This window comes from Methylophaga sp. UBA4204, assembly GCF_002379485.1.
Lineage (GTDB): Bacteria > Pseudomonadota > Gammaproteobacteria > Nitrosococcales > Methylophagaceae > Methylophaga.
Window position 1 is genome coordinate 3731 of record NZ_DFTU01000024.1, and the last position, 246, is coordinate 3976.

The 246-nt window shown below is 48.0% G+C and carries 1 pseudogene; it reads left to right on the top strand.

Annotation, left to right across the window (positions count from 1 at the left end):
- A pseudogene (locus B3182_RS03140) lies at positions 1-246 on the top strand (tRNA (5-methylaminomethyl-2-thiouridylate)-methyltransferase); the annotation flags it as partial.

Consider the following 246-nt stretch of genomic DNA (forward strand, 5'->3'; position numbering starts at 1 on the left):
ATTAAAGCGCACTATGCCGATTGTGGCAGCTGAATCAGGCGCTGAGGATTTACTGTTACGTCCGTTATGTGCCAAAAACCTCCAACCAACCAGACCAGAACGTGAAGGATGGGTAGACCGCGATAAGCTTTATGATTTTCATGGACGCAACCGTAAGCCGCAGATTGCATTGGCAAAACAGTTTGGCTTTGATGATTTTGCCACCCCTGCCGGAGGATGCTGTTTCCTGACCGATGAAAGTTATTC